Here is a 19,446-nt window from a genome sequence, read left to right as displayed (position 1 = left end):
CTCATGCCGAAGCGTACAGACATCCACAGCATCCTGATCATTGGCGCGGGGCCGATCATCATCGGCCAGGCCTGCGAGTTCGACTACTCGGGCGCGCAGGCGTGCAAGGCGCTGCGCGAGGAAGGCTTCCGGGTCATCCTGGTGAACTCCAATCCGGCGACGATCATGACCGACCCGGAAATGGCCGACGTGACCTACATCGAGCCGATCAACTGGAAGGTGCTCGAAAAAATCATCGAGAAGGAGCGGCCCGACGCGCTGCTGCCGACCATGGGCGGGCAGACGGCGCTGAACTGCGCGCTCGACCTGGCGCACCACGGCGTGCTGGAGAAGTTCGGCGTGGAAATGATCGGCGCCAGCCAGGAGGCCATCGACAAGGCCGAGGACCGCGAGAAGTTCAAGGCGGCGATGACCCGCATCGGCCTCGGCTCGGCGCGCTCGATGATCGCCAACAGCCTGGAGGAGGCGCAGCAGGTGCAGGCCGCGCTCGGCTTCCCGGCGATCATCCGGCCGTCCTTCACCATGGGCGGCTCGGGCGGCGGCATCGCCTACAACCAGGAGGAATTCGTCGAGATCTGCAAGCGCGGGCTGGAAGCCTCGCCGACGCACGAGCTGTTGATCGAGGAATCGCTGATCGGCTGGAAAGAGTTCGAGATGGAGGTGGTCCGCGACCGCAAGGACAACTGCATCATCGTCTGCTCGATCGAGAACCTCGACCCGATGGGCGTGCACACCGGCGATTCGATCACCGTGGCGCCGGCGCAGACGCTGACCGACAAGGAATACCAGATCATGCGCGACGCCTCGATCGCCGTGCTGCGCGAGATCGGCGTCGACACCGGCGGTTCCAACGTGCAGTTCGCCATCAACCCCGACGACGGGCGGATGATCGTCATCGAGATGAACCCGCGCGTGTCGCGCTCGTCCGCGCTGGCCTCGAAGGCCACCGGCTTCCCGATCGCCAAGGTGGCGGCCAAGCTGGCGGTCGGCTACACGCTCGACGAACTGGCCAACGAGATCACCGGCGGCCGGACGCCGGCGTCGTTCGAGCCGTCGATCGACTACGTGGTGACCAAGGTGCCGCGCTTCGCCTTCGAGAAGTTCCCGACGGCCAATTCGCGCCTGACCACGCAGATGAAGTCGGTCGGCGAGGTGATGGCCATCGGCCGCACCTTCCAGGAATCGTTCCAGAAGGCGTTGCGCGGCCTGGAAGTCGGCGTTGACGGGATGAACCAGCGCACCACCGACCGCGAGGAGCTGGAAAAGGAGCTCGGCGAGCCCGGCCCGGAGCGCATCTGGTACGTCGGCGACGCCTTCGAGAACGGCTTCACGCTCGATGAGGTGCATCAGCTGACGCACATCGATCCGTGGTTCCTGGCGCAGATCGAGGACATCGTGCGCATCGAGATGCAGCTCGACGACATGAAGCTGAACGACCTCAACGCCCCGACCCTGCGCGAGCTGAAGCGCAAGGGCTTCTCCGACCGGCGCCTGGCCAAGCTGCTGCGCACCACCGAATCCCAGGTGCGTGCGCGTCGCCACCTGCTCGGCATCCGCCCGGTGTACAAGCGCGTCGACACCTGCGCCGCCGAGTTCGCCACCAGCACGGCCTACATGTACTCGACCTACGAGGAGGAATGCGAGGCCAATCCGAGCGACCGCAAGAAGATCATGGTGCTCGGCGGCGGGCCGAACCGCATCGGCCAGGGCATCGAGTTCGACTACTGCTGCGTGCACGCCGCGCTGGCCATGCGCGAGGACGGCTATGAGACGATCATGGTCGAACTGCAACCCGGAGACCGTGTTGACCGACTACGACACCTCCGACCGCCTGTATTTCGAGCCGCTGACGCTGGAGGACGTGCTGGAGATCGTCGCCGTCGAGAAGCCCGAGGGCGTGATCGTCCAGTTCGGCGGCCAGACGCCGTTGAAGCTGGCGCGCGACCTGGAAGCCAACGGCGTGCCGATCATCGGCACCTCGCCGGACATGATCGACGCCGCCGAGGACCGCGAACGCTTCCAGCAGCTGCTCAACGACCTCGGCCTCAAGCAGCCGCCCAACCGCACGGCGCGCACCGAGGAGGACGCGCTGCGCCTGGCCGAGGAGATCGGCTACCCGCTGGTCGTGCGTCCGTCCTACGTGCTCGGCGGGCGGGCCATGGAGATCGTGCACGAGCCGCGCGACCTCGAACGCTACATGCGTGAGGCGGTGAAGGTGTCCAACGATTCGCCGGTGCTGCTCGACCGCTTCCTCAACGATGCCTGCGAGGTTGACGTTGACGCGCTGTCCGACGGCGAGGAAGTGATCATCGGCGGCGTCATGGAGCACATCGAACAGGCCGGCGTGCACTCCGGCGACTCGGCCTGCTCGCTGCCGCCGTACTCGCTCTCGCCGGAGATCCAGGACGAACTGCGCCGGCAGACCAAGCTGATGGCCAAGGGACTCAACGTCTGCGGCCTGATGAACGTGCAGTTCGCCATCCAGCACGACGTGGTCTACGTGCTGGAAGTCAATCCGCGCGCGTCGCGCACCGTGCCGTTCGTCTCCAAGGCCACCGGGCTGCCGCTGGCCAAGGTCGCCGCGCGCTGCATGGCCGGGCGTTCGCTGGCCGGGCAGGGCGTGACGCAGGAAGTCATCCCGCCGTATTTCTCGGTCAAGGAAGCCGTCTTCCCGTTCAACAAGTTCCCCGGCGTCGATACCATCCTCGGGCCGGAAATGAAGTCGACCGGCGAAGTGATGGGCGTCGGCACCACCTTCGAGGAAGCCTTCGTGAAGAGCCAGGCGGCCACCAACGTCAGGCTGCCGAGCCAGGGGAAAGTGTTCCTCAGCGTCAAGGATTCCGACAAGGACAAGGTGGCGGCGATCGCCCGCGACCTGCACGACGCCGGCTTCGTCCTGCTCGCCACGCGCGGCACGGCGGCGACCGTCGCCGCGGCGGGGATTCCGGTGGCCGTGGTCAACAAGGTGACCGAGGGCCGGCCGCACATCGTTGACATGATCAAGAACGGCGAGATCGCGCTGATCGTCAACACGGTCGATGAAAAACGCAAAGCCATCAACGACTCGCGGTCGATCCGCACGTCGGCGCTGGCCGCGCGGGTGACCATCTACACGACCGTGTGGGGTGCCGAGGCGGCGGCGGTGGGCATCAAGAACCGGGGCGACCTGGTGGTCTACCCGTTGCAGACACTGCACGCACAACTCGGTTAATATTCGCTTTCATTCACCGCCGGAGCGGCACGCTAGCGTGGCCCGGCGGTTTTGTTTTCTGGCAGACAACGATGAACAAGACACCGCTGACCATTGCCGGAGCCGAGAAGCTCCGCGCCGAACTGCACCACCTGAAATCGGTGGAGCGTCCGAACGTGATCGCCGCGATCGCCGAGGCGCGTTCCTACGGCGACCTTTCCGAGAACGCCGAATACGATGCGGCCAAGGAGCGCCAGGCTTTCATCGAAGGACGGATCAAGGAGGTCGAACTGAAGCTGTCCAACGCGCAGATCATCGACCCCACGCTGCTCGACGCCGACGGGCGCTGCGTGTTCGGGGCCACGGTCGAGCTGGAGGATCAGGATTCGGGCGACCAGGTGACCTACCAGATCGTCGGCGAGGACGAGGCCGACATCAAGTCGGGCAAGATCTCGGTCAATTCGCCGATCGCCCGGGCGCTGATCGGCAAGTACGCCGGCGACGTGGCGCAGGTGCAGGCGCCGGGCGGCATCCGGGAATACGAAGTGCTGGACGTGCGTTACGAGTAGCGGGAAAGGGAAATGCCGGAACGGCGCGGCGCTCTTCCGGCTCGGGGCGGCTACTGCTGAAAACTGCGCTTGCTGCGCCGGGGCTCGGCCCTGCGGTGTGGGGTGGGACGGGAACCTGGAGCCGCCTTGTCCTCCGGGGCGGGGCGCCAGACCACCAGCAGTTTGCCGATGTGCTGCACCGGCGCGGCGCCGAGCTGTTCGCAGATGGCCGCGATGAGGTGTTCGCGTTCCTCGCGGTCGTCGTTGTAAACCCGGATCTTGATCAGCTCATGGCTGTCGAGGCAGACGCCGATTTCCTTGAGGACCGACTCGGTGAGTCCGTTCTGGCTGATCGAGACGACGGGTTTCAGGGCATGCGCCCGGGCACGCAGCGAACGCCGCTGGGCGGCAGTGATTTCAAGCATTGGCGGGACCTTTCGAAACGCCCATTTTACAGGTTTGCGCGATGAAACGAACCAGGACGAGCAAGGCGTGGATGCACGAGCACGTGACCGATCCCTACGTGCAGCGGGCCAAGGCGGCGGGCTACCGGTCGCGCGCCGCGTACAAGCTGATGGAGATCGACGATCGCGACCACCTGATCCGTCCCGGCGGCACGGTCGTCGACCTCGGCGCGGCGCCCGGCGGCTGGTCGCAGGTGGCGGCGCAGCGGATGAAGGGGAGCGGCCGCGTGGTGGCGCTCGATCTGCTGGAAATGGACGGATTGCACGGCGTCCACTTCATCCAGGGCGATTTCCGGGAGGAGAGCGTCCTGCGCCAGCTCGAAGCGCTGCTCGCCGGCGAGCGCGTGGACCTTGTGCTTTCCGACATGGCCCCCAACATATCCGGTGTGCCGGTTTCCGATCAGGCGCGGATCATGCACCTGGCGGAACTCGGACTGGACTTCTGCCGGCAGTGGCTGAAACCGGACGGTGCTTTCCTGGTCAAAGTTTTTCAGGGCTATGGCTACGAGGACTTCGTGCGCGAGATGAGGCAGGTTTTCAAGAGCGTGGCGACGCGCAAGCCGGATGCGTCGCGCGATCGCAGCGCGGAAGTTTATCTGCTGGGAAAAGCGCTGAAACCGGACTGAGGCCGGCGGCTTGAAATGCGTGCCTCGGGCCGGGGAAGCTGATCTGACGAATCAGTGCAGAAGGGTTAGAATGTTGTTTTTCGAATGTATTCTTCTCCGGCCGCCCCGGGGAGCAACGAGGATGAGGTACGGCATTGAATAACATGTTCAAGAATCTGGCGGTCTGGCTGGTGATCGGTCTTGTGCTGATGACCGTCTTCAACCAGTTCAATTCCCGACAGGTCACCCAGGCCTCGATGGAGTACTCCCAGTTCATGGAGGAAGTCGGGCGCGGCTCGATCACCAAGGTGGTCATCGAGGGGCGGGTGCTCAAGGCTACGACCAGCGACGGCCGCAAGCTCACCACGTATGCGCCGCCCGACCTGTGGATGGTATCCGACCTGCTCAAGCACGGCGTCAAGGTCGAGGCCAAGCCGGAAGAGGAGCAGTCCTTCCTGATGAACATCTTCATCAGCTGGTTCCCGATGCTGCTGCTGATCGGCGTGTGGGTGTTCTTCATGCGGCAGATGCAGGGCGGCGGCAAGGGCGGCGCCTTCTCGTTCGGCAAGAGCAAGGCGCGGCTGCTCGACGAATCGACCAACAACATCACCTTCGCCGACGTCGCTGGCTGCGACGAAGCCAAGGAGGAAGTCGCCGAACTGGTCGACTTCCTGCGCGATCCGTCCAAGTTCCAGAAGCTTGGCGGGCGCATTCCCAAGGGCGTGCTGCTGGTGGGCAACCCGGGCACCGGCAAGACGCTGCTGGCCAAGGCCATCGCCGGCGAGGCGAAGGTGCCGTTCTTCTCGATCTCCGGTTCGGACTTCGTCGAAATGTTCGTCGGCGTGGGCGCGGCCCGCGTGCGCGACATGTTCGACAACGCTAAGAAGCATTCGCCGTGCATCATCTTCATCGACGAGCTGGATGCCGTCGGCCGGCAGCGGGGCGCGGGCCTCGGCGGCGGCAACGACGAGCGCGAGCAGACGCTGAACCAGATGCTGGTCGAGATGGACGGCTTCGAGGCGAGCTCGGGCGTGATCGTCATCGCCGCCACCAACCGGCCGGACGTGCTCGACCCGGCGCTGATGCGTCCGGGACGCTTCGACCGCCAGGTGGTGGTGCCGCTGCCCGACATCCGCGGCCGCGAGCAGATTCTCAACGTGCACATGCGCAAGGTGCCGCTGGCGCCGGACGTCAAGGCCGACATCATCGCGCGCGGCACGCCGGGCTTCTCGGGCGCCGACCTCGCCAACCTGGTTAACGAGGCGGCCCTGTTCGCCGCGCGCGGCAACAAGCGCCTGGTCGACATGGAGGACTTCGAGAAGGCCAAGGACAAGATCATGATGGGCGCCGAGCGGCGCAGCATGGTGATGAACGAGGAGGAGAAGCGCAACACCGCCTACCACGAATCCGGCCATGCGGTGGTCGCCAAGCTGGTGCCGAAGTCCGACCCGGTGCACAAGGTCACCATCATCCCGCGCGGCCGCGCGCTGGGCCTGACCATGCAGCTGCCGGAGGAAGACCGCTACGCCTACGACCGCACCTACCTGCTGAGCCGCATCGCCGTGCTGTTCGGCGGGCGGATCGCCGAAGAGCTGTTCATGAACCAGATGACCACCGGCGCCTCGAACGATTTCGAGCGGGCGACGCAGATGGCGCGCGACATGGTGACGCGCTACGGCATGTCCGACGTGCTCGGGCCGATGGTCTATGGCGAGAACGAGGGCGAGGTGTTCCTCGGTCGTTCGGTGACCACGCACAAGAACGTGTCCGAGGCGACGATGCAGAAGGTCGACGCCGAAATCCGGCGCATTATCGATCAGCAGTACGCGCTGGCCCGGCGGCTGCTGGACGAGAACCGCGACAAGGTCGAGGCGATGACCAAGGCGCTGCTCGAATGGGAAACCATCGACGCCGAGCAGATCGACGACATCATGGCCGGCAAGCCGCCGCGTCCGCCCAAGGACCAGCCGACGAAAACGAGCGGGAACGCCGGCACGACGCCGCCGGACGCCGCGCCGAGCGCCACCGCGCCGGCCTGAGCGATCGGATACAGACAACACAACGGGGGAGGCGACTCCCCCTTTTCATTGCGGGCCGAGCCATGCTCCGTTGCGGAAAATTTCTCCTGTCGCTGGAACGCCCTCTGATCATGGGCATCGTCAACCTGACGCCGGATTCCTTTTCCGGCGACGGGCTGGCGGCGGATACGCAGCGGGCGATCGAGCACGCGCGGCGGCAGATCGCGGCGGGCGCCGACCTGATCGACCTCGGCGCGGAGTCGTCGCGTCCCGGCGCGATCCCGGCCACGCGCGACGAGGAGATCGCGCGCCTGCTGCCGGTGCTGGAGGCGCTGGCGGATTGTCCGGTGCCGATCTCGGTGGACACCTACAAGCCCGAGGTGATGCGCGCCGCGCTGGCGCAGGGCGCCGCGATGATCAACGACATCTTTGCCCTGCGCCGCCCCGGCGCGCTCGAGGCGGTGGCGGCCAGCGACTGCGCGGTCTGCCTGATGCACATGCAGGGCGAGCCGCTGACCATGCAGCAGCATCCCGAGTATGCCGACGTGGTCGGCGAGGTGCGCGATTTCCTGGCCGGGCGGGTGGCGGCGGCCGGCGCGGCGGGCATCGCGCGCGACCGGCTGGTGCTCGATCCGGGATTCGGCTTCGGCAAGACGCTCGACCACAACCTCGCGCTGCTGGCGCGCCTGGACGAGACGACCTGTGCCGGCCTGCCGGTGCTCGCCGGCATGTCGCGCAAGTCGATGCTCGGCGCCATCACCGGCCGGCCGGTGGGCGAGCGGCTGGGGGCCAGCGTGGCGGCGGCGCTGCTCGCCGCCGCACGGGGTGCGCGCATCCTGCGCGTGCACGACGTCGCCGAGACGCGCGACGCCCTGAGCGTGTGGCAGGCCGTCGCGGCGGCGCGCCCGGCATGACAGAGGCCGCGCAACTCTGCTACGCTCGGGAAGTTCGCACGAGGCGAGGGAGAAAATTCGAATGCCCAGTGAAATCGAACTCAAACTGAGCGTGTCCTCCGCGCAGGCCAGGCGCCTCGCGGCGCAACCCGCGCTGGCTGCCGTCAGACCGCAGCGCTTCCGGCTGTTCAACACCTATTACGATACGCCCGGACTCGACCTGTGCCGGCAGGGCATCGCCCTGCGCCTGCGCCGCAAGGGCCGGAGCGAGTGGCTGATGACCGTCAAGGGCGGCGATCCGGCGGCGGGCGCGCTGGCCCGCCGCAGCGAATGGGAAGCGCCGACGCAGCCGGACGTGTTCGATTTCGACATCGTCACCGACGACGGGCTGTGCGCGTTCCTCAAGGCGCATCAGGCCGAGCTGCGCCCGGTGTTTTCGACCGACTTCACGCGCACGGCCTGGACCGTCGAACGCTCCGGTGCGCGCGTCGAGGTGGCGCTCGACCGGGGGCGGATCGATGCCGTCAGCCTGGCGGACGGCGTGACGCAGGCCAGCGAACCGATCTGTGAACTCGAACTGGAGCTCATCGAGGGCCCGTCTCCCGACGCGCTTTTCGAGCTCGCCATCGAACTCGCCGCCGACGTGCATCTGCATCCGGCGATCGCCAGCAAGGCGGAGCGCGGCTATGCGCTGGCCGTGGCGGCGGTCGCGCCGCCGGCCAAGTCCGTACCGTCGCCGGTCGAGCGCCGGATGTCGCCCGGCGAGGCATTCCGTTCGATCGCGCTGGCCTGCCTGCTGCAGCTGCAGCGCAACGAGCAGGGCGTCGTTTCCGGCCGAGACCCGGAATACGTGCACCAGGCGCGCGTCGGCATCCGGCGCCTGCGTTCCAGCTTCCGGGCCTTCGCGCCGGCGCTCGCCCCGGCGTTCGCGGAAACCTATGCGCCGCGCTGGAGCGAACTCGGCCGCCAGCTCGGCGGCACCCGCGACTGGGACGTGTTCCTGGCCGAGACGCTGGCGCCCCTGGAAAAGGCTTTTCCCCGCGACGCGGGTCTGGACCGCCTGCGCGAGCGCAGCCTGGCCGTCCAGTCCGCGGCGCAGGCGTCGGCCGCGGTGGCCTTGTCGGGCGAGGAGTACAGCCGCCTCGTGCTGGCTTTTTCCGCGGCCCTGTTCCGCCAGGAACCGCCGACGATCGACTCCGGAGAAGGGAGCAAAGGGGGCAAGGGCGTGCTGCGCAAATTCGCGGGACGGCGGCTGCAGAAATGCCTGGCGGCGATCCGGAAAATCGCACGCAAGCCAGCGCGCCTCGATGACGCCGGCTGGCATCGCCTGCGCATCGCCTTCAAGAGGCTGCGCTACACCCTCGAATTCTTCGCGCCGCTCCTGCCGCGCAAGTGCCTGCGCCGTTACCTGAAGAGGCTGGTCGCGATCCAGGACCTGCTGGGGAAATTCAACGATCAGGTCACCGCCGCGCGGCTGATCGAAGAATTGGGGCCGGACGACGATGCCACGTCGCTGATGACGGGCTGGATCGCCGGCAGGAAACACCTGCTGACCCAGGCTTTGATCGAGGCCCTGGCCGACTTCCTCGCCTTGCGCAAGCCGTGGTAGAACAGCCCAGGAAAATCGTGGCAAGGACGTTGCCGGCCATGCGGATTCGCAGAGCGGCTGAGGATGATTTCGCGGGCCTTTGGCCGATCTTCCAGGCCGTCGTGGCGCCGGGCGACACCTACGTCTTTTCCCCGGAGGCCACCCAGGCGGATGCTTTCGATTACTGGTTCGGGCCGGGCGTGGTTTCCTTCGTCGCCGAAATCGACGGGCGGATCGCCGGCATGTACAAGCTGATCCCCAACCAGCGCGATCTCGGCGCGCACGTGGCCAACGCCTCGTTCATGGTCAGCCCGGACGTCCGGGGCCTGGGCGTCGGCGAGGCGCTCGGGCGGCATTGTCTGGAGGAGGCCGGCAAAAGGGGCTTCCGGGCCATGCAGTTCAATTTCGTGGTGAGCACCAATGCCGGCGCGGTGGCGCTCTGGAAAAAGCTCGGGTTCAAGGTCGTCGGCGTCCTGCCGGAAGCGTTCCGGCACCGCGCGCTCGGCTATGTCAACGCCTACGTGATGCATCGCTTTCTCGACGCCGCGTGACCGCCGCGCGGGGCGGCGTCAGGCCGGTTTGCGCCGTTCGATGAACAGGCTGCTGCCGGGCATCCTTTTGGCGTTCTTCTTGGCTTCGGCCGCGGCGGCGGCGACCTCGCGGTGCGACTCGAAAAATTCGCTGCCGCCGATGAAAACGGCGCCGATCGACAGGCCGGGGAGCGAATAGAAGTCCATCTGGCCGCGCCGGTTTTCGGCGTAGTAGCCGCCGTCCGTCAGCAGGTCCGGACCGACCAGTTCCTGCAAGCGCCCGTCGAACAGCGCCAGCGCCTCGCGGCAGCGCCTTTCCCAGTCGGCGCTCTGGAACAGCACCATGAAATCGTCGCCGCCGATGTGGCCGCAGAAGTCGGCCAGCGGATTGACGATGTCGTGCAGGGTCTGCGCCAGCAGCGCGATCACGTCGTCGCCCCGGCGGTAGCCGAAGGCGTCGTTGAAGGGCTTGAAGCAGTCGATGTCGAAATAGCAGGCGTGGAAGGGGACGCGGCGTTCCAGCAGGCGGTCGATGTGCTCGTTGATCGGCACGCTGCCCGGCAGTTGGGTGAGCGGGTTGGCGTAGCGGGCGGCCTGGATCTGCATTTCGGTGATCATCCCCATCAGGTCGTGCGCGCTGCCGATCCCGGCATACCGGCCGTTGCGGGTGATGATGAAGCCGTCGTAGATGTGGCGGCGCGCGGAGCGGCTGACCATCAGCGCGGCCTCCTGGATCGTGGCGCCTTCGTCGATGCACAGCGGCGAATCGTCCATGAACAGCGAGCACGCCTTGCGGCCGTACAGCTCGCGATGGTACGGGCGGGCCATGCGGTCGACCAGCTCATGGCGGTTGATCATGCCGACGGCGGTGCCGTCGGACATGACGATCGGCATCGACATCAATTCCGGATCGCCGTCGAAGCGCAGGTAGACCTCGTCGTTGTAAGCGCCCGGTGACACGGGCTCGACGCGCCGCATCAGGCTGCGCACGGTGATGTTGCCGACCGGTGTCGAGGCGTGCGGGAACACGATGATGTTCTTCTGCTTGACCATCTGCACCAGTTTCTCGGAGGGAATCGTTCTCGGCGCGGCGACCGGCAGGGCGATCAGGAAACCTTGTCCGCAGGCGATACCCAGGTCGCGGACGGCCAGGCAGTCGGCCTCCGATTCGATGCCTTCGGCCACGATCGTCGCCGCGCAGCTCTCGGCCAGGTTCTGCATGGCCTTGACGAAATGGTGCTTGAGGGTGTCCTCGGCGATGCCGTCGATGAAGTGCCGGTCGATCTTGACGTAGTCCGGATGGATTTCCGACCACATGCGCAGATTGGCGAATCCCTCGCCGAGGTCGTCGATGGCGATCTGGTAGCCCAGATCGCGCAGCCGGAAGACGGCCTGGTGGACGCCGGGGAAATCGTTGATGTGCTGATTTTCGGTGATCTCGATGACCACCCGGTTCGGCTTGATGCCGAGCTGGCGCAGCAGCTCTTCCGTCGTGCCATCCAGGAATTCCGGGTCGTCCAGGCTGTCGGGACTGGCGTTGATGAACAATTTTCCCGGCAGCTGCAGCCGGGCGAACGCCCGGAATACGGTTTCCCGGCAGGCGCGTTCGAGCAGCGGCCGGGCGCCGATCAGGTCGGCCGTCTCGAACAGCGCCTTCGGCGTGTGCAATGGCGAGTTTTCCGGGCCGCGGATCAAGCCTTCGAAGGCAAAATACGTGTGGTTGCGAAAGTCGACGATCGGCTGGAAAACCGCGCTCAGTTGTGAATTTTCGATGATCGCGCGCAGGCGGTGCGCCTCGCCCGCGTGCAGCGTCGGCGACGCGGAATCGATCAAGGACAGATGGAACGGCGAGGCATACGCCAGCGCAGTCATGGTCGGTGCTCCGGACAAGGCATTGAATCCTCGCAAATTAGCCTGCCGAGATTTCAGTACAATGACACCCTTTTCGTACGGACGGGAAACGGTCATGACCAGAAAGTATTTCGGAACCGACGGCGTGCGCGGCCGCGTCGGGCAGGCGCCCATCACGCCGGATTTCGTCATGAAGCTCGGCTTTTCGGCGGGCAAGGTGCTGGTGGACCAGGGCCGCAAACAGGGGCATCTGAAAGCCGGCGAACGGCCGGAAATCCTCATCGGCAAGGACACGCGCATCTCCGGGTACATGCTCGAAGCCGCGCTCGAAGCGGGTTTCTCGGCCGCCGGCGTCAACGTCTGCCTGGTCGGCCCGATGCCGACGCCGGCGGTGGCCTATCTGACGCGGGCGCTGCGTCTGCAGGCCGGCGTCGTGATCTCTGCCTCGCACAACCCTTACTACGATAACGGCATCAAGTTCTTTTCCGCCGTGGGAACCAAGCTCGACGACGCGATCGAAGCGGAGATCGAGGCGGGCATCGAGGCGCCGATCGCCTGCGTGCCCTCGTCGGAGCTGGGCCGCGCGCGCCGCATCGCGGACGCGGAGGGGCGTTACATCGAGTTCTGCAAGAGCACGTTCCCGAACGAGTTCGACCTGCGCGGGTTGAAGATCGTCGTCGATTGCGCCCACGGCGCGGCGTACAGCATCGCGCCGCACGTCTTCCATGAGCTGGGCGCCGAGGTCGTGGCCATCGGCGCGGAGCCCGACGGGCTGAACATCAACAAGGAGGTCGGCGCGACCTCGACCGCGGCGCTCGCCAGGGCGGTGCTGGCCAGCCGGGCGGACCTCGGCATCGCGCTGGACGGCGACGCCGACCGGGTGATGATGGTGGACGCCAACGGCAACCTGTTCGACGGCGACCAGTTGCTGCTGGCGGTCGTGCGCAGCCGCCTGCGGCGCGGCCCGGTGGCTGGCGTGGCGGGCACCCTGATGACCAACCTGGCGTTCGAGCACGCGCTGGCCGAACTCGGTGTGCCTTTCGCGCGCGCGGCGGTCGGCGACCGCTACGTGCTGGAAAAGCTGCAGGAAAACGGCTGGCTCTACGGCGGCGAGAACTCGGGGCACATTCTCTGCCTCGACAAGCACACCACCGGCGACGGCATCGTGTCCGCGCTGCAGGTGCTGACCGCGCTGCGCGAGGAGGGCGGCGACCTGCATGCGCTGCTGGCCCGGCTCGAACTGTATCCGCAGCAGTTGATCAACGTGCCGCTGGGCAAGGGCTTCCCCTGGCAGGACCATCCGGGAATCCACGCGGCCCGGCGGGAGGTCGAGGCCGGGCTGGCCGGGGCGGGGCGGGTCCTGCTGCGCGCCTCCGGGACCGAGCCGCTGCTGCGCGTCATGGTCGAGGGCCGGGACGCCGAGAAGGTCTCCGCGGCCGCGGAGAAGCTGGCCAGCGCCGTGCGGGAAGCGGTGAGCGCGTAAGGTCACCGTGGTGTAACGGAGACGTAACATTCGCCGGATAGACTGGTCACGTCACATCGTTGTGGTGTGACCATTCCAAGGAGAGTGTTGCATGAAAATGACGAATTTCGCCGCGATGGCGGCTCTGGCGGGCGCCGTGGCGTCGGGGGCGGCCCAGGCGCAGACGCTGGTCAAGATCGACGGTTCCTCGACGGTGTATCCGATCACCGAGGCGGTGGCCGAGGATTTCCAGAAAGCCAAGAAGAACAGCGTGCGCGTGACGGTGGGCATTTCCGGCACCGGCGGCGGTTTCAAGAAATTCTGCCGCGGCGAGACGGACGTCTCGGATGCTTCCCGTCCCATCACCAAAAAGGAGATGGAAGACTGCAAGGAGGCGGGCATCGAATACATCGAGCTGCCGGTGGCCTACGATGCGCTGACGGTGGTGATCAATCCCAAGAACGACTGGGCCAAGACCCTGACGGTCGCCGAACTCAAGGCCATCTGGGAACCCGCGGCGCAGGGCAAGATCACCAGCTGGAAGCAGGTCAACCCGGCGTGGCCCGACCGTCCGCTCAAGCTCTACGGGCCGGGCGCGGATTCCGGCACCTTCGAGTATTTCACCGAAGCCATCAACGGCAAGGCCAAGGCGACCCGCGGCGACTTCACCGCCTCCGAGGACGACAACGTTCTGGTGCAGGGTGTGGCGCGCGACGTCGGCGGGCTGGGATACTTCGGCTTCGCCTACTACATCGAGAACAAGGACAAGCTGGCCGCGGTGTCGGTTGCCACGGAAAGCGGCAAGGCGGCCGTCGCGCCGTCGATCGAGTCGGTGGTGAACGGCACCTACCAGCCGCTGGCGCGCCCGATCTTCATCTACGTCAACGCCAAGGCGGCCGAGCGTCCGGAAGTCAAGGAATTCGTCGAGTACTACATGAAGAACGGCGAGAAGCTGACCAAGGAAGTGAAATACGTGCCGTTGCCGGCGAAAGCCTACGCCTACAATCTCGACCACTTCGCCAAGCGGGCCAAGGGCACCAAGTTCGGCGGCGAGAACAAGGTCGGCATGACCATCGAAGAGCTGATGAAGCTGGAAGCCAAGTGACGAGGCGTTGGCCGCGCGCCCGCGGCGAACGTCCGGCCGGCGGGCGCCGTCCAATGGCACACGCCGGTTGGTGAAGAATCGTTTTGCCACGCGCCCCGGGGACTTCCCGGGGACTTCTTTCGAGACCGATCACGAGATGCCTCCAAATCCAAGCGCCGCCACTGCCGGAAGGCTGCAGACCCTGCCCGAACCCAGCGCGCGGCTGAAAAAGGACCATACCCGCCATTTCAAGGAACGGGTGATCGAAGCCCTGCTTCTGCTGGCGGCCTGCGTGTCGGTGTTCACCACGACCGCCATCGTGTATATCCTGGTCAGGGAGTCGTGGGCCTTCTTCCAGCACGTGCCGCTGACCGATTTCCTGTTCGATACGCAATGGACGCCGCTCTTCGATGACGCCCACTACGGCATCATGGTCCTGCTCTCGGGCACGATCACCAGTTCGGCGGTCGCCCTGCTGGTCGCGATACCGCTGGGTACGGTGATCGCCATCTATCTTTCCGAGTTCGCGCCGTTCGGCCTGCGTGAAGTCGCCAAACCCTTCCTGGAACTGCTCGGCGGCATCCCGACGATCATCTACGGCTATTTCGCGCTGCTGTTCCTGACGCCGCTGCTGCAGAAGGTCTTTCCCGGCCTGCCCGGCTTCAACCTGCTGTCGGCCGGGATCGTGATGGGCATCATGATCATCCCCTACGTGGCCTCGTTGTCCGAGGACGCCATGCGCGCCGTGCCGATGGCGCTGCGCGAAGGCTCGTACGCGACCGGCGCGACGCGGCTGCAGACGGCGCTGCGGGTGGTGGTTCCCTCGGCCATTTCGGGGATCGCGGCGGCGTACATCCTCGGCGTCTCCCGCGCCGTCGGGGAGACCATGATCCTGGCCGTGGCCGCGGGTATGCAGCCCAACCTGACCTTCGATCCGACCGAGCCGGGCGCGACGGTGACCTCGTTCATCGTGCAGGTGGCGCTTGGCGACCTGCCGCACGGCAGCATCGGCTACCAGACCATCTTCGCCGCCGGCCTGACGCTGATGCTGCTGACGCTGGCGTTCAACCTGGTCGGCTACTACATGCGCAAGAAATACCGCGAGGCCTATTGAAATGAATACGCAGGATCTCCACTCGATGCGCGCAATGATCGCCGCGCACAAACGCTGGGACCTGATGTTCGGCGTCCTGGGCATTCTGGCGCTGATGATCGGCCTGATGACCTTCGTCGCCCTGTTCGCCGACATGACCATCCACGGCTTCGGCCGGATCGACCTCGATTTCCTGACCTCGTTTCCATCGCGGCGAGCGGCCAACGCCGGCATCCTGTCGGCCTGGGTCGGCTCGGTCCTGGTCATGCTGGTGACGGCCTGCGCGGCGGTGCCGATGGGCGTGGCCGCCGGCGTCTATCTCGAGGAGTACGCGCCAAAGAACTGGCTGACCGACATCATCGAGATCAACGTCACCAATCTGGCCGGCGTGCCCTCGATCATCTACGGCCTGCTGGCGCTGGGCCTGTTCGTCTATACCTTCGGGCTCGGGCAGAGCATCCTCACCGCCGGGCTGACGCTGGCCCTGCTGATCCTGCCGGTGGTCATCGTCGCCACCCGCGAAGCCATCCGCGCCATTCCGCAGATGATCCGCGAGGGCGCCTACGCCTGCGGCGCGACGACCTGGCAGGTGGTGCGGGATCACATCGTCCCGTATTCGAGCGCCGGCATCCTCACCGGCGTGATCATCGGCATGGCGCGGGCGATCGGGGAAACCGCTCCGATCATCACCGTGGGGGCGCTGACCTTCATCGCCTTCCTGCCGCCGGCGCCGTTCTCCGGCGACCCGCCGGCAGGCCCCTTCGACTGGCTCTTCGCCCCGTTCACCGTCATGCCGATCCAGATGTTCAACTGGACCTCGCGGCCGGACGCGGCCTTTCTCGACAACGCTGCCGCCGCCGGCTTCATCCTGGTGCTGATGACCCTGACCATGAACGGCCTGGCCATCTGGCTGCGCTACCGGCTGCGCAAAAACATCAAATGGTAAAAGAACTGACGATGAAGACAATGACCGCTTTCGCAGAAAACGACGTGGAAACCGCGCCGGCCCTCAAAGCCGAGGCCAGGAATCTGAGTTTTTTCTATGGCAGCTTCCAGGCCCTGAAAAACATCAGCATGTCCATCTACGAAAAGAAGGTGACTTCGCTGATCGGTCCTTCCGGTTGCGGCAAGTCGACCTATCTGCGCTGCTTCAACCGGATGCACGACCTGTATCCGGGCAACCGCTACGACGGAACGATCGAGTTCCATCCCGACCGCACCGACCTGCTGTCGAAGGCGGTCGACCCGATCGAAGTGCGGATGCGCATCAGCATGGTGTTCCAGAAACCCAATCCGTTTCCCAAGTCGATCTACGAAAACGTCGCCTACGGCCTGCGGGTGCGCGGCGAGTCGGCGCGCTCGGTCATCGACGACAAGGTCGAGGCGGCGCTCAGAAGCGCGGCGCTGTGGGGCGAGGTCAAGGACCGCCTGAAGGATCTCGGCGCCAACCTGTCGGGCGGCCAGCAGCAGCGCCTGTGCATCGCCCGCGCCCTGGCCACCGATCCGGAGCTCCTGCTGTTCGACGAGCCTACCTCGGCGCTCGACCCGATCGCCACGGCCAACATCGAGGAATTGATCACCGAACTGAAGGAAAAGGTCACCATCCTCATCGTTACGCACAACATGCAGCAGGCGGCGCGCATCTCGGACTACACCGCCTACATGTACCTCGGCGAAATGGTCGAGTTCGGCGTCACCGACCAGATCTTCATCAAGCCGCGGCGCAAGGAAACCGAGGACTACATCACCGGCCGCTTCGGCTGACCGGGCGGTCCCGCGGCCGGCTGCGCGTCCCTTTCCCGGGACGGGGAGGGCGCCTGCCGCTGCTTCGCCGCGCCGTCCGGATCGTCCGTTCAATTGACCGTCCGTGCCGGCCCTGGCTATAATTCCTCTTTTTCGCACAAGGTGTTCTATGCGTCAGAAGCTTGTTGCAGGAAACTGGAAAATGCACGGCGGGCTCAAGACCAACCAGCAATTGCTGCAGGATGTCGTGGCCGGCGTATCGGGCCTGCGCGACGTGGCCGTCGCGGTGTGCGTGCCTTTTCCCTATCTGGCCCAGGCGCAGTCGGTCCTGAGTGGAACGCCGGTGGCGTGGGGCGCCCAGAACCTCAGCGAACAGGCGCAGGGCGCCTTCACCGGCGAGGTGAGCGCGGCGATGCTGCAGGATTTCGGCTGCCGCTACGTGCTGGTCGGCCATTCCGAGCGCCGCTCGATTTTCGGCGAGTCCGACAAGCTCGTCGCTGAAAAATTCGCCGCGGCGCTGGCCTCGGGGCTGCGTCCCGTGCTTTGCGTCGGAGAAACCCTGGAGCAGCGCGACGCGGGCAAGACGCTGGAAGTGGTTTCGGCGCAGATCGACGCCGTGCTGAATCGCGTCGGCGTGGCGGCGTTTTCGGGCGCCGTGGTGGCCTACGAGCCCGTCTGGGCCATTGGCACCGGGCGGACGGCGACTTCGGCGCAGGCGCAGGAGGTGCATGCCGCCATCCGTGCCCAGATCGCCAAGGCCGACGCCAAGGTCGCCGACGGACTGCAGATTCTGTACGGTGGCAGCGTCAAGCCCGGCAACGCGGCGGAGCTGTTCGCCATGCCGGACATCGATGGCGGCCTGATCGGAGGTGCCTCGCTGGTCGCCGCCGATTTCCTTTCCATCTGCACGGCCGCTGGGCGCTAATTCGACAAAATGAACTACTTCTTCTCGATCATCCTGCTGGTACACGTCCTGTCCGCGCTCGGCATCATCGGGCTCGTCCTGGTCCAGCACGGCAAGGGCGCGGACATGGGAGCGGCGTTCGGCAGCGGGGCGTCCGGCAGCCTGTTCGGCGCGACCGGCTCGGCCAACTTCCTCAGCCGGACGACGGCGGTGCTCGCGGTCGTCTTTTTCCTGACCAGTCTCTCGCTCGCCTACCTGGCCTCGAACAAGCCAAAAACGTCTGGTAGCGTAATGCCGGATGCTGTACAATCGCAGCCTGTCCAGACGGATGGCGAAAAGGCCGGAAGTCCTGCAGATCCTGGTTCCAAGGCAAAGGACATTCCCAAGTAATAGTGGGAGTCGATTGGCGGCGAGAGGGCTTTCCCTCGTTTGATCTCGCCGCCATGACGTGGTTGTGCCGACGTGGTGAAATTGGTAAACACGCTATCTTGAGGGGGTAGTGACTTCGGTCGTATGAGTTCGAGTCTCATCGTCGGCACCAAGCACAGTCATTCAGCGGGGATGGCTTCGTTCTACAACTAATGCGCGTGGCGGATCATGCTGGAAAATTACTTCCCGGTGTTTGTCTTCGTTCTGATCGGCATTGTTTTCGGGGTCGCGCCCGTGATCACCGGCCTGGTGGTCGCCCCCTTTCGCCCCAACAGCGAAAAACTTTCCCCTTATGAGTGCGGCTTCGAGGCCTTCGAAGACGCGCGCATGAAGTTCGACGTCCGCTACTACCTGATCGCGATCCTGTTCATCCTCTTCGATCTGGAAGTCGCCTTCCTGGTGCCGTGGGCGACGATCTTCAAGGAAATCGTGCACACCGACTCCGTGAAGTGGTTCGGCTTCATCGAGATGCTTGTTTTCATAGCGATTCTGGTCGTTGGCTACGCCTATGCGTGGGCCAAGGGTGCCCTGGATTGGGAGTGATTGAGCAATGGGTATCGAAGGAATTCTCCAGGAAGGCTTCATCACCACGAACGCCGACAAGCTGATCAATTACATGCGCACCGGCTCGATGTGGCCGATGACGTTCGGTCTGGCTTGCTGCGCCATCGAGATGATCCACACCGGCTGTTCGCGCTACGACCTCGACCGCTTCGGCATCGTCTTCCGCCCCAGCCCGCGCCAGTCCGACGTGATGATCGTCGCCGGGACGCTGACCAACAAGATGGCTCCGGCGCTGAGGAAAGTCTATGACCAGATGGCCGAGCCGCGCTGGGTCATTTCGATGGGCTCCTGTGCGAACGGCGGCGGCTATTACCATTACGCCTATTCCGTCGTGCGCGGCTGCGACCGCATCGTCCCGGTGGACATCTACGTCCCGGGCTGTCCCCCCACGTCCGAAGCGCTGATCTACGGCCTGCTGCAACTACAGAACAAGATTCGCCGTACCAGCACCATCGCCCGTTAATCAATCCGAAAGAAAGT

At 65.5% G+C, this 19,446-nt stretch carries 17 protein-coding genes, 1 tRNA gene and 1 pseudogene; 17 read left to right on the top strand and 2 right to left on the bottom strand.

All coding sequences use genetic code 11. The features are described 5' to 3' along the window. The first annotated feature begins 3 nt into the window (after positions 1-3). Positions 4-3,211: pseudogene (carB, locus tag QM701_RS02160) on the top strand (carbamoyl-phosphate synthase large subunit). A 71-nt stretch (positions 3,212-3,282) separates the two neighbouring features. Next, positions 3,283-3,759, top strand: a complete 477-nt coding sequence (greA, locus tag QM701_RS02155; protein ID WP_415165458.1) for a transcription elongation factor GreA — start codon at positions 3,283-3,285, stop codon at positions 3,757-3,759. Between the two features lie 50 nt (positions 3,760-3,809). Here greA and yhbY read toward each other — a convergent pair whose 3' ends face one another. Continuing rightward, positions 3,810-4,163: a ribosome assembly RNA-binding protein YhbY gene (gene yhbY, locus QM701_RS02150; protein ID WP_415165457.1), complete on the bottom strand. Its 354-nt coding sequence runs from the start codon at positions 4,161-4,163 to the stop codon at positions 3,810-3,812. Between the two features lie 41 nt (positions 4,164-4,204). Between yhbY and rlmE the strand changes: the two genes are divergently transcribed. The 5 genes from rlmE to QM701_RS02125 all read left to right on the top strand — a co-directional run bounded on the left by rlmE (position 4,205) and on the right by QM701_RS02125 (position 9,857). Continuing rightward, entirely contained in the window at positions 4,205-4,828 is a 624-nt protein-coding gene (rlmE, locus tag QM701_RS02145) for a 23S rRNA (uridine(2552)-2'-O)-methyltransferase RlmE (RefSeq protein ID WP_415165456.1), read from the top strand. A 134-nt stretch (positions 4,829-4,962) separates the two neighbouring features. Beyond that, positions 4,963-6,846, top strand: coding sequence for an ATP-dependent zinc metalloprotease FtsH (ftsH, locus tag QM701_RS02140; RefSeq protein WP_415165455.1), 1,884 nt, complete (start codon positions 4,963-4,965; stop codon positions 6,844-6,846). Between the two features lie 62 nt (positions 6,847-6,908). Then, entirely contained in the window at positions 6,909-7,739 is an 831-nt protein-coding gene (gene folP / locus QM701_RS02135; protein WP_415165454.1) for a dihydropteroate synthase, read from the top strand. 61 nt (positions 7,740-7,800) lie between these two features. Continuing rightward, positions 7,801-9,327, top strand: a complete 1,527-nt coding sequence (locus tag QM701_RS02130; protein ID WP_415165453.1) for a CHAD domain-containing protein — start codon at positions 7,801-7,803, stop codon at positions 9,325-9,327. A gap of 38 nt (positions 9,328-9,365) precedes the next feature. Beyond that, positions 9,366-9,857, top strand: coding sequence for a GNAT family N-acetyltransferase (locus QM701_RS02125; RefSeq protein ID WP_415165452.1), 492 nt, complete (start codon positions 9,366-9,368; stop codon positions 9,855-9,857). An 18-nt stretch (positions 9,858-9,875) separates the two neighbouring features. Here the strand turns inward: QM701_RS02125 and QM701_RS02120 are convergent, their stop codons facing one another. Next, positions 9,876-11,708 carry a GGDEF domain-containing protein gene (locus tag QM701_RS02120; protein WP_415165451.1) on the bottom strand — a complete coding sequence of 611 codons (1,833 nt, stop codon included), beginning with the start codon at positions 11,706-11,708 and terminating at the stop codon, positions 9,876-9,878. A gap of 94 nt (positions 11,709-11,802) precedes the next feature. Between QM701_RS02120 and glmM the strand changes: the two genes are divergently transcribed. From glmM to QM701_RS02070, 10 genes are all read left to right on the top strand, one after another. Then, positions 11,803-13,170, top strand: a complete 1,368-nt coding sequence (gene glmM / locus QM701_RS02115) for a phosphoglucosamine mutase (RefSeq protein ID WP_415165450.1) — start codon at positions 11,803-11,805, stop codon at positions 13,168-13,170. A 91-nt stretch (positions 13,171-13,261) separates the two neighbouring features. Next, entirely contained in the window at positions 13,262-14,254 is a 993-nt protein-coding gene (locus tag QM701_RS02110) for a PstS family phosphate ABC transporter substrate-binding protein (RefSeq protein WP_415165449.1), read from the top strand. A gap of 136 nt (positions 14,255-14,390) precedes the next feature. Beyond that, positions 14,391-15,347: a phosphate ABC transporter permease subunit PstC gene (gene pstC, locus QM701_RS02105; protein ID WP_415165448.1), complete on the top strand. Its 957-nt coding sequence runs from the start codon at positions 14,391-14,393 to the stop codon at positions 15,345-15,347. 25 nt (positions 15,348-15,372) lie between these two features. After that, complete coding sequence (gene pstA, locus QM701_RS02100; protein ID WP_415165447.1) at positions 15,373-16,272, top strand: phosphate ABC transporter permease PstA; 900 nt, start codon at positions 15,373-15,375, stop codon at positions 16,270-16,272. Between the two features lie 20 nt (positions 16,273-16,292). Beyond that, a complete protein-coding gene (gene pstB, locus QM701_RS02095; RefSeq protein ID WP_415165446.1) occupies positions 16,293-17,090 on the top strand; it encodes a phosphate ABC transporter ATP-binding protein PstB in 798 nt (265 codons plus the stop codon). 148 nt (positions 17,091-17,238) lie between these two features. Next, a complete protein-coding gene (tpiA, locus tag QM701_RS02090; RefSeq protein ID WP_415165445.1) occupies positions 17,239-17,994 on the top strand; it encodes a triose-phosphate isomerase in 756 nt (251 codons plus the stop codon). A 9-nt stretch (positions 17,995-18,003) separates the two neighbouring features. After that, positions 18,004-18,363 (top strand): preprotein translocase subunit SecG, encoded by a 360-nt coding sequence (gene secG, locus QM701_RS02085; RefSeq protein WP_415165444.1) that lies wholly within the window; start codon positions 18,004-18,006, stop codon positions 18,361-18,363. A 66-nt stretch (positions 18,364-18,429) separates the two neighbouring features. Further along, positions 18,430-18,514 (top strand) — tRNA-Leu (locus QM701_RS02080). A gap of 56 nt (positions 18,515-18,570) precedes the next feature. After that, on the top strand, positions 18,571-18,945 hold the full coding sequence (locus QM701_RS02075; protein ID WP_415165443.1) for an NADH-quinone oxidoreductase subunit A: 375 nt from the start codon (positions 18,571-18,573) through the stop codon (positions 18,943-18,945). Between the two features lie 7 nt (positions 18,946-18,952). Next, positions 18,953-19,429 (top strand): NuoB/complex I 20 kDa subunit family protein, encoded by a 477-nt coding sequence (locus tag QM701_RS02070; RefSeq protein ID WP_415165442.1) that lies wholly within the window; start codon positions 18,953-18,955, stop codon positions 19,427-19,429. Positions 19,430-19,446 lie beyond the last annotated feature (17 nt).

The organism is Propionivibrio sp. (assembly GCF_047602565.1).
GTDB lineage: Bacteria > Pseudomonadota > Gammaproteobacteria > Burkholderiales > Rhodocyclaceae > Propionivibrio.
This window is presented reverse-complemented; position numbering and strand designations above follow the sequence as displayed.

Coding starts and splice junctions, on each gene's coding strand:
- QM701_RS02075 (WP_415165443.1), top strand. CDS start 18,571: ATGCTGGAAAATTACTTCCCGGTGTTTGTCTTCGTTCTGATCGGCATT.
- greA (WP_415165458.1), top strand. CDS start 3,283: ATGAACAAGACACCGCTGACCATTGCCGGAGCCGAGAAGCTCCGCGCC.
- glmM (WP_415165450.1), top strand. CDS start 11,803: ATGACCAGAAAGTATTTCGGAACCGACGGCGTGCGCGGCCGCGTCGGG.
- secG (WP_415165444.1), top strand. CDS start 18,004: ATGAACTACTTCTTCTCGATCATCCTGCTGGTACACGTCCTGTCCGCG.
- QM701_RS02110 (WP_415165449.1), top strand. CDS start 13,262: ATGAAAATGACGAATTTCGCCGCGATGGCGGCTCTGGCGGGCGCCGTG.
- QM701_RS02125 (WP_415165452.1), top strand. CDS start 9,366: ATGCGGATTCGCAGAGCGGCTGAGGATGATTTCGCGGGCCTTTGGCCG.
- QM701_RS02120 (WP_415165451.1), bottom strand. CDS start 11,708: ATGACTGCGCTGGCGTATGCCTCGCCGTTCCATCTGTCCTTGATCGAT.
- QM701_RS02130 (WP_415165453.1), top strand. CDS start 7,801: ATGCCCAGTGAAATCGAACTCAAACTGAGCGTGTCCTCCGCGCAGGCC.
- folP (WP_415165454.1), top strand. CDS start 6,909: ATGCTCCGTTGCGGAAAATTTCTCCTGTCGCTGGAACGCCCTCTGATC.
- pstA (WP_415165447.1), top strand. CDS start 15,373: ATGCGCGCAATGATCGCCGCGCACAAACGCTGGGACCTGATGTTCGGC.
- pstB (WP_415165446.1), top strand. CDS start 16,293: ATGACCGCTTTCGCAGAAAACGACGTGGAAACCGCGCCGGCCCTCAAA.
- rlmE (WP_415165456.1), top strand. CDS start 4,205: ATGAAACGAACCAGGACGAGCAAGGCGTGGATGCACGAGCACGTGACC.
- yhbY (WP_415165457.1), bottom strand. CDS start 4,163: ATGCTTGAAATCACTGCCGCCCAGCGGCGTTCGCTGCGTGCCCGGGCG.
- QM701_RS02070 (WP_415165442.1), top strand. CDS start 18,953: ATGGGTATCGAAGGAATTCTCCAGGAAGGCTTCATCACCACGAACGCC.
- pstC (WP_415165448.1), top strand. CDS start 14,391: ATGCCTCCAAATCCAAGCGCCGCCACTGCCGGAAGGCTGCAGACCCTG.
- tpiA (WP_415165445.1), top strand. CDS start 17,239: ATGCGTCAGAAGCTTGTTGCAGGAAACTGGAAAATGCACGGCGGGCTC.